This window comes from Petrachloros mirabilis (genome assembly GCF_975968855.1).
The window spans coordinates 1-7,682 of the sequence record NZ_CDLUDY010000196.1; the positions used below are offsets into that span (position 1 = coordinate 1).

The window sequence follows — 7,682 nt, forward strand, 5'->3', positions numbered from 1 at the left end:
CAGTCGGACGCGGCCCCAAACGAAATGCTCAAGGTGTGGTCGAGGAAACCCATCTCTATGGCTTCTACGTACAACCCTACTATAGCTGGCGTTATTCTGACGTTGGCATGTTGACGGGCTATTTTCGATATGGCGAATATCATGGAGGCCTCAAGACTATTAATGCCGTAGACGGTCGCTCAAACACGATCAACGTCGGGCTCGTCTGGGAACCCGATACCCATTGGCGTTATGTCATCGAATATATGTACAAGGAGGGGCTGAACACGTTTCAGACCAGCCCCGGCGTCGCGCTCACCAGTGCGGATCCCCAAGCAGCATTTACTGGGAATCTGCTCCGGTTTCAGGCTCAATGGTTCTTCAACTAAGCTGCCGATGTTTGGACGTCACAATCACAGACGTAACTGTAAACCGTGACAATATTTTTATGCGTGAAAGAGGAGAATGACTTATGAAGGCAACACACACTTCAACAAGGAGCATGGGCTTTATCGTGGCTGTCATGTGCCTGGCGATAGCCGTTTTGGCCATCAGTCAACCGATCAGAAGCCACGCCGAGAGCATGGCTTCCGGCAATGCAACGCACTACCAAGCTTCCAACGGGCTTTCAGGAAAGGTCACCATTGCAGGGTCCGACACAATGCGCCCTCTCATGATGCGGCTGGCCGCTGAGTTCAGCAGGTTGCATCCTGACGTACGCTTCACGATAGAAGGAGGCGGTTCCTCGGCGGCGATTAGAGAATTTGTCATGGGCCTCTCTCAACAACGCCGTGCCGACAAGGCACGTTCCGGCCACGGAGGAGGAGGACGCGTCAGCCTCATCGCAAGCTCTAGGCCGCTGCATTCCGGCGAGGTCAAAGCGTTCACAGCCCAGCACGGCCATGAACCGATCGGATTCCCTATTGCGATCGACGCCGTTGTCCTCTACGTCAACCCTGAGAACCCCATCGAGGGGTTGACGCTTGAACAGGTCGCAGCGATTTTCGCCGAAGAATCCTCCAAGGGAAAAGCAAAGATCAGAACCTGGGGGGAACTCGGATTGAGAGGCGAATGGGAACATCGGAAGATTCGTCTGTACGGACGAGATAAAAAATCAGGGACTAGGGAATTCTTTGAGCAACACGTACTCCAGGGCCGTGCCGCTGACAGCGACATACTTGAACAATCCGGATCCGCCACGCAGATTCTGGCGATCGCCCGGGATCACAACGCCATTGGTTATGCAGGCGCTGGTTTTCAGACGAACCTGGTTCGTCTGCTAGGACTCGCTGAGGAAGCCGGTGCACCGTTCGTGACTCCAACTACTGAAATGGTCCAGCACGGAACTTATCCCTTGACGCGTTACCTCTACCTCTATGTCGACAAGACGCCGAAAGCCGGTCTCGACCCGATCATTAAGGAGCTTCTTACCTTCGCCAATAGTTCTTCGGGCCAAGCCGTGGTAACCAAGGCCGGCAGCTATCCACTCTCAGCCAAACAACTGGCTCGTAATGCCGCATTCCTCAGGGGAGATCTGGCAACAGCGCTGGCCGATCCCAATGAGGATCCGCGTTTGGCTGCCATGAATGGAAATGGCGGCTCTGACATGTCCGAAGGCGAAACTCCTAAAGAAGACTAACGGCCTATCGATCCCCTAGAGCGGTCGTGCGCAGGAGATCAACGTGATCTTTGGCGCATGCTGTCAGGTTCTTCAAAAGTGACGTCGAGCATTGGTTACTCTGATCAGCGGTCCTGCTATAGTGGCACCTACCTTCAATCGCATAGTGCCATGACGAGGAAATGTTTACATGAAGCCCTATAAGCTCTTGCCCATGACGCTACCTCTCCTCCTCAGTTTCTTGCTGATCGGCTGCGCCGGCAGCGTCAAGGTCCGATCTCTGTATGAGGACAACCGGACCTCAGTTCGTCTTCAAACCGACCGTGAAGCAGGAACAGGTCACAGTCACCCCTCGGCTCTCTCGCCCGGAGATATGGCCCGTATCCTGGGTGGCGTCCTCGTCGTAGAACAACGGTATGCTATGCACGAACTTCTGTCGGGCTCAGCACCAGCGCTGGCCGCATTTAGCGCCGACGAAATTCGTGTCTTAGCGCCCTTGTTGAGCCAAGCCCTCAGCAAGGCGACACCGCGGGAAATTGTCACTTTTTATAGGCGATACACGAGCGATGCCGTTGGACTCGCCTATACAACCGGTGGCCTCTTCGTCCATGACGGCAATATCCATTTTGTGCTCGCCAACTATCGACAATCGCCGTCTGACGTCATGCGTCGCGGTATCCCCGCCTACGAGATGGATCCAATCGACGATCCCCTCCAATCCCTTCTCCGTGGAAAGTACGAGATCATGTTCCAACCCGAAGAAGCCGAAGTCCATCCAGCAAAAGGCAATTGGACTTGGCCCTACGCCGATCCCGGCAAAGTCGTCGTCATCAATGCCGTTCTGGCAACGTCCCGGTCGCACGACAGAGAAACCCAAAATTCTGCATCTCCTGTTCCATAGCCAAAGCCTGGCTTCACACCTCAATTGCCAATTCCAAATACTTCGACTCACCCCTGGCAGCAGAGAATTTCCCCCCCCTCCATTCACATTGTTTATCTAGGCGCCACGTAACAGAAGATTCTGAGCCCTGGCGTCGACAAGAAATTACTCATCCTCCAGCACCACCGCCGGTTTGAGCTGCGCTATCACCACTTAGCACCCACGATTACGGATTTAACACCGAGTTAACACTCCCGTAACTGGATTATGAAGGGCCGACACGTATAATCGGGTCAAAGTTATCTGCTTGGGGCATGATGATCACAATGCAAGGAGGCATATGATACCGGTGCTTCAGGGCACAGGAGCGAAGATCCGAGCGGTCACAGGTTTGCTCGTTCTCGGTATGCTGGTATGGATCATTGGTCCGGCATTCTCGGGTTCAACAACGCTGGTGAAGGTGGACGGGTCGAGCACCGTGTTTCCCATCACGGAAGCGGTCGCTGAAGAATTCCAAAAGCACACTCGAGGAGCCGTGAGAGTCACAGTGGGTATCTCGGGTACTGGAGGAGGTTTCAAGAAGTTTTGTCGAGGGGAAACGGATGTCCAGGACGCATCTCGGCCGATTTTGTCGAGCGAAATGGAAGCCTGTCGAACAAACGGCGTGAAATATTACGAGTTGCCTGTGGCATTTGACGCGCTCACCGTCGCAGTCAATCCGCAGGCCACCTGGATCGATTCCATTACCGTGGACGAATTAAAGCAGATATGGGAACCGCACGCTCAGAACCGGGTCTTGAAGTGGAATCAAATACGCTCGACGTGGCCGGACATGCCCCTGAAGCTGTTCGGAGCTGGACCGGATTCCGGCACCTTCGATTATTTTACTGAGGCAGTCGTGGGAACAACCAAGGCAAGCCGGGGAGACTATACAGGAAGCGAGGACGACAACACATTGGTACAGGGCATTTCAAGCGATAAGCACGCCCTTGGCTATATTCCCTATGCCTACTTCGAGCCGAATAAGAAGCGCTTGAAGGCTGTCCCGGTGGACGGCGGGAAGGGACCAGTTCCTCCCTCTCGGGAAAATGTCGAGAACGGCTCTTACCAGCCGCTGTCCAGGCCGATATTTATCTATGTCAACGCGAAATCAGCTGGAAAATCTGAAGTTAAGCAGTTCGTTGAATTCTATTTAGGACAGGCCCCGCTACTGGTTCCGCAGGTGAAGTATGTGCCTCTTCCGAAAGAAGCTTATGCTCTCGCTCTGTCGCATTTCCACACGGGAAAACTGGGAACGGCGTTTCAAGGTGCATCCTCCATCGGCCTGAAGATCGAAGACCTGCTTCGTCGAGAATCCAAATTGTGAGGGGTTATTTATGGATGCAGACGCAGCAAAAACCAACGTCTTCAAGCAGTCTGGCCTACTCCGTATGATGCCTGTGTATATTGCGCGCCTCAGGGAGAAAGGGGTTGAAGTCTTTTTACTATTGACCGCTTTGACTTCCGTCGCCATCACCGTAGGAATTGTCGGGGTACTTGCTTATGAATCCATCGCCTTCTTTCGTCAGGTCTCTATCCTAGAGTTTGCGACAGATCCGCAATGGACACCTCTTTTTTCGGATCCACATTACGGCATCCTGCCCTTGGTGTCAGGCACACTCGTGACAACGATGGTAGCGTTGCTCGTCGCGATTCCTATAGGTAGCCTGGTAGCTATCTATTTGAGCGAATACGCACCCCAGCCCATTCGTGAGGTAATCAAGCCGATATTGGAGTTACTAAGCGCCGTCCCGACCGTCGTCTATGGATATTTTGCCCTTCTGTTTGTGACGCCGGCATTACAAAGACTATGGCCGGCGCTTCCGGGCTTTAATATGCTGAGCGCCGGACTCGTTATCGGCATCATGATTGTGCCGTACGTCAGCTCCGTCAGCGAAGACGCGATGCGCGCAGTTCCGGTCTCCCTTCGAGAAGGCGCATATGCATTGGGAGCCACGAGAATGCAGACCGCGCTGCGTGTGGTCTATCCGTCGGCGTTGTCAGGAATTGCCGCTGCATACGTGCTCGGTGTTTCCCGGGCGATCGGAGAAACGATGGTTGTGGCAATCGCCGCCGGAATGCAACCGACTCTGACCTGGAACCCGCTTGAACCGGCTGCGACCATGACCGCATATATTGTGCAAGTCAGTCTTGGTGATGTACCCCACGGAAGCATCGGCTATCAGACGATCTTTGCAACTGGTCTCACCCTGTTGCTCATGACATTGATTTTTAACATTGCCGGCCATGTACTCAGAAAACGTTATCGACAAGTCTACTAAAGGAGCCTCCTTGCCAGGAATCACCGCTCGACATAAACGGGTGGATCTGCTCTTTGCAGTGGCCGGCCTGCTCGCCATGCTCGTGGCGCTCGCCGTTCTGATGGCGCTACTTGGCCAGTTAGCGTTCGATGGGATGAGTCGGCTGTCATGGCAATTTCTAACGTCTTATCCTTCACGATTCCCAGACCAAGCCGGTGTATTGAGTGCATGGGTTGGGACAGTTCTGGTCATGTTCCTTACTGCTCTTACGGCTGTACCACTCGGCATTGGCGCGGCAATTTACCTGGAAGAATATGCACCGAAGAATTGGATGACAGACCTGATTGAAATCAATATCGCTAATCTGGCCGGCGTTCCCTCGATCGTCTATGGTCTCATGGCTCTCGGGTTACTGGTGTATGAGTTTCGCCTTGGGCAAAGTTTTTTGACGGCGGGGTTGACATTGGCCATGTTGATTCTACCAATGGTCATCATTGCCACCCGAGAGGCTATTCGCGCCGTGCCACCGCAAATACGTGAGGCCGCGTATGCCCTCGGCGCCTCCAAATGGCAGACAGTAAAGGACCATGTCGTTCCCTATTCAATGGGAGGCATTCTCACCGGATTGATTCTTGCCTTATCGCGGGCGGTTGGTGAGACGGCTCCTTTAATTACGGTGGGCGCGTTGTCATTTATCGCCTTTCTTCCATCCTCACCCTTGTCATTCGACTTTCCATTCGTTTCGTTCCATTGGCTGTTCGATCCATACACGGTCCTGCCTATTCAAATGTTCAACTGGGTTTCACGGCCCCAAGAAGAATTTCATGTGAATGCCGCAGCAGCAGGTATGCTCTTACTATTATTGACGTTAACCATGAATGCTATTGCAATTGCCATTCGTGTCCGATTCCGAAAGCGCATGCACTGGTGACCCCATGACACCACAGGCGGAACTCAGGCCTTCGTTCAAAGCCGAGGCTCGAGATTTGAGCTTCTATTATGGTGGAAGTGTGCATGCCCTGAAGGGCATCACTCTTGGCCTAGCCGATCGACAAGCAACCGCTTTGATCGGTCCCTCCGGTTGCGGGAAAACCACCTATCTCCGTTGTCTGAACCGCATGCATGATCTGTATCCAGGAAACCGCTATGAGGGAGCACTGTTCTTCTATCCTGACCGGTTGAATATCATCGATCCTGCTGTCGACCCCATTGAAATTCGAATGCGTGTCGGAATGGTATTCCAAAAGCCAAACCCCTTTCCCAAATCGATATATGAGAATGTCGCCTACGGACTCCGCATCCGGGGAACCTCGAAAAGGAGCGAATTGGACAACGCGGTCGAAATGGCATTGCAGAATGCAGCCCTGTGGACTGAGGTCAAGGACCGCCTGCACGATCTCGCCTTCAACTTATCTGGCGGACAACAACAACGTCTCTGCATTGCTCGGGCGCTCGCGACCAACCCGGAAATGCTGCTGTTCGACGAGCCGACTTCAGCTCTCGATCCAACAGCTACGGCCAGGATCGAAGAACTGGTGACCGAGCTCAAACAGCGGGTTACTATTGTTATCGTAACACACAACATGCAGCAGGCTGCTCGGGTTTCCGACTATACTGCTTTCATGTACGAAGGACGTTTGGTCGAATACGATCGTACTGAGACCATTTTTACCAACCCCTCGAATACACTGACTGAGGAGTACGTCACCGGCCGGTTTGGATAAGGACGGCAGGTTCAAGGAAACTGATGCAACGACACGTGGATCAAGAACTGGCGGACCTTCGAGCGCAAATCTTGCGCATGGGAGCGCTTGTCGAAGAACAGATTGAGGGATCGATCAAGGCTCTGGTGGATCGCGACATAGACCTCGCATCGCGCATTATAGAACGGGATACAGCAGTTAACAGTCTTGACGTTGATATCGATGAACGATGCATCAAGCTGCTCGCGCTTCAAGCTCCGACAGCGAGGGATCTTCGGTTTGTCACCACCGCGATGAAGATTTCAACCGAGCTTGAACGGATGAGCGATCTCGCTGAAAACATCTGTGAGCGCGTGATTGAATTGAACGAAGAACCACAACTTAAGCCGTATATCGACATTCCACGAATGGCGCGTTGGACGATGCAGATGGTGCACGAATCCCTTGATGCATTTGTTCGGTCTGATGCGGCATTGGCGAGAAAAGTCTGCGCCGACGATGACTTCGTCGATGATCTGACCCATCAGCTGTTTCGCGAACTTCTTTCATTCATGATCGAAAACCCGGGTACGATCACGCGGGCAATCCGGCTTACCTTTATCGGGAAATATCTCGAACGCATCGCCGACCATGCGACCAATATTTCGGAACTTGTAATTTACATGGTGGAAGGGAAGAACGTCCGACACACGGTACCAAAAACACTTCCGGCCAATAACCCCTGAGGCAATCCTGTTCCTGTTAGGCAGTGTATCGGTGGGAGAAGATAGTGTAGTTGAAACCATGGCGCCGCAATACGATCTTCCCGCTGCGCGCCAATTGGTCTATTGCATGAAATATCCGGTTCCATGAATATCCCGGCATCAATGTCACCAGCACGTCAAGGCTGACGGCATCTTCATCGTTAATTATCCTCAGAACTTCTTGGTCAAGTTCATCGACAGAATTATATTCGGTGACGGACTGAGGAATGCTCGCCTCGATTATCATAGGCTGCTCCCGGAGATGGCCATGTGATTTCCCTGGTGCGTGGGTGAGTGAGGGGTGGGGCTGAAGCGCACCGCCATTACGCGAATCGCGCCTAACGTGAGTAAAATGCATCCCAGGACGGCGAACTGCTGCCAATCGCCCCCGGAGAACCATCGCGATATGATTTCAGTCAGCATGACGACTAATACTGTATCTACGATAAACGTCACTCG

The 7,682-nt window shown here is 53.0% G+C and carries 9 protein-coding genes; 8 read left to right on the plus strand and 1 reads right to left on the minus strand.

What is annotated here, in order from left to right; all coding sequences use genetic code 11:
• The 8 genes from ACWVCN_RS07955 to phoU all read left to right on the plus strand — a co-directional run.
• Window positions 1-368: hypothetical protein (locus ACWVCN_RS07955; protein WP_455245031.1), on the plus strand; the 368-nt coding region annotated here is incomplete at its 5' end.
• An 83-nt stretch (window positions 369-451) separates the two neighbouring features.
• Window positions 452-1,618, plus strand: coding sequence for a PstS family phosphate ABC transporter substrate-binding protein (locus tag ACWVCN_RS07960; RefSeq protein ID WP_455245032.1), 1,167 nt, complete (start codon window positions 452-454; stop codon window positions 1,616-1,618).
• 169 nt (window positions 1,619-1,787) lie between these two features.
• Entirely contained in the window at window positions 1,788-2,498 is a 711-nt protein-coding gene (locus ACWVCN_RS07965) for a hypothetical protein (protein ID WP_455245033.1), read from the plus strand.
• A 319-nt stretch (window positions 2,499-2,817) separates the two neighbouring features.
• Entirely contained in the window at window positions 2,818-3,843 is a 1,026-nt protein-coding gene (locus tag ACWVCN_RS07970; protein WP_455245034.1) for a PstS family phosphate ABC transporter substrate-binding protein, read from the plus strand.
• A gap of 10 nt (window positions 3,844-3,853) precedes the next feature.
• The gene (gene pstC, locus ACWVCN_RS07975; RefSeq protein WP_455245035.1) at window positions 3,854-4,798 is read left to right on the plus strand and encodes a phosphate ABC transporter permease subunit PstC; all 945 of its coding nucleotides are present in this window, start codon (window positions 3,854-3,856) and stop codon (window positions 4,796-4,798) included.
• A 10-nt stretch (window positions 4,799-4,808) separates the two neighbouring features.
• Window positions 4,809-5,708, plus strand: a complete 900-nt coding sequence (pstA, locus tag ACWVCN_RS07980; RefSeq protein WP_455245036.1) for a phosphate ABC transporter permease PstA — start codon at window positions 4,809-4,811, stop codon at window positions 5,706-5,708.
• 4 nt (window positions 5,709-5,712) lie between these two features.
• Window positions 5,713-6,501 (plus strand): phosphate ABC transporter ATP-binding protein PstB, encoded by a 789-nt coding sequence (gene pstB / locus ACWVCN_RS07985; RefSeq protein ID WP_455245037.1) that lies wholly within the window; start codon window positions 5,713-5,715, stop codon window positions 6,499-6,501.
• Window positions 6,502-6,524: 23 nt separating this feature from the next.
• On the plus strand, window positions 6,525-7,205 hold the full coding sequence (phoU, locus tag ACWVCN_RS07990; protein ID WP_455245038.1) for a phosphate signaling complex protein PhoU: 681 nt from the start codon (window positions 6,525-6,527) through the stop codon (window positions 7,203-7,205).
• Between the two features lie 16 nt (window positions 7,206-7,221).
• On the opposite strand, the gene ACWVCN_RS07995 is transcribed toward phoU, so the two are convergent.
• Window positions 7,222-7,470: a hypothetical protein gene (locus ACWVCN_RS07995; protein ID WP_455245039.1), complete on the minus strand. Its 249-nt coding sequence runs from the start codon at window positions 7,468-7,470 to the stop codon at window positions 7,222-7,224.
• Window positions 7,471-7,682: the final 212 nt, after the last annotated feature.

Coding starts and splice junctions, on each gene's coding strand:
- ACWVCN_RS07995 (WP_455245039.1), bottom strand. CDS start 7,470: ATGATAATCGAGGCGAGCATTCCTCAGTCCGTCACCGAATATAATTCT.
- ACWVCN_RS07965 (WP_455245033.1), top strand. CDS start 1,788: ATGAAGCCCTATAAGCTCTTGCCCATGACGCTACCTCTCCTCCTCAGT.
- ACWVCN_RS07960 (WP_455245032.1), top strand. CDS start 452: ATGAAGGCAACACACACTTCAACAAGGAGCATGGGCTTTATCGTGGCT.
- pstC (WP_455245035.1), top strand. CDS start 3,854: ATGGATGCAGACGCAGCAAAAACCAACGTCTTCAAGCAGTCTGGCCTA.
- phoU (WP_455245038.1), top strand. CDS start 6,525: ATGCAACGACACGTGGATCAAGAACTGGCGGACCTTCGAGCGCAAATC.
- pstB (WP_455245037.1), top strand. CDS start 5,713: ATGACACCACAGGCGGAACTCAGGCCTTCGTTCAAAGCCGAGGCTCGA.
- ACWVCN_RS07970 (WP_455245034.1), top strand. CDS start 2,818: ATGATACCGGTGCTTCAGGGCACAGGAGCGAAGATCCGAGCGGTCACA.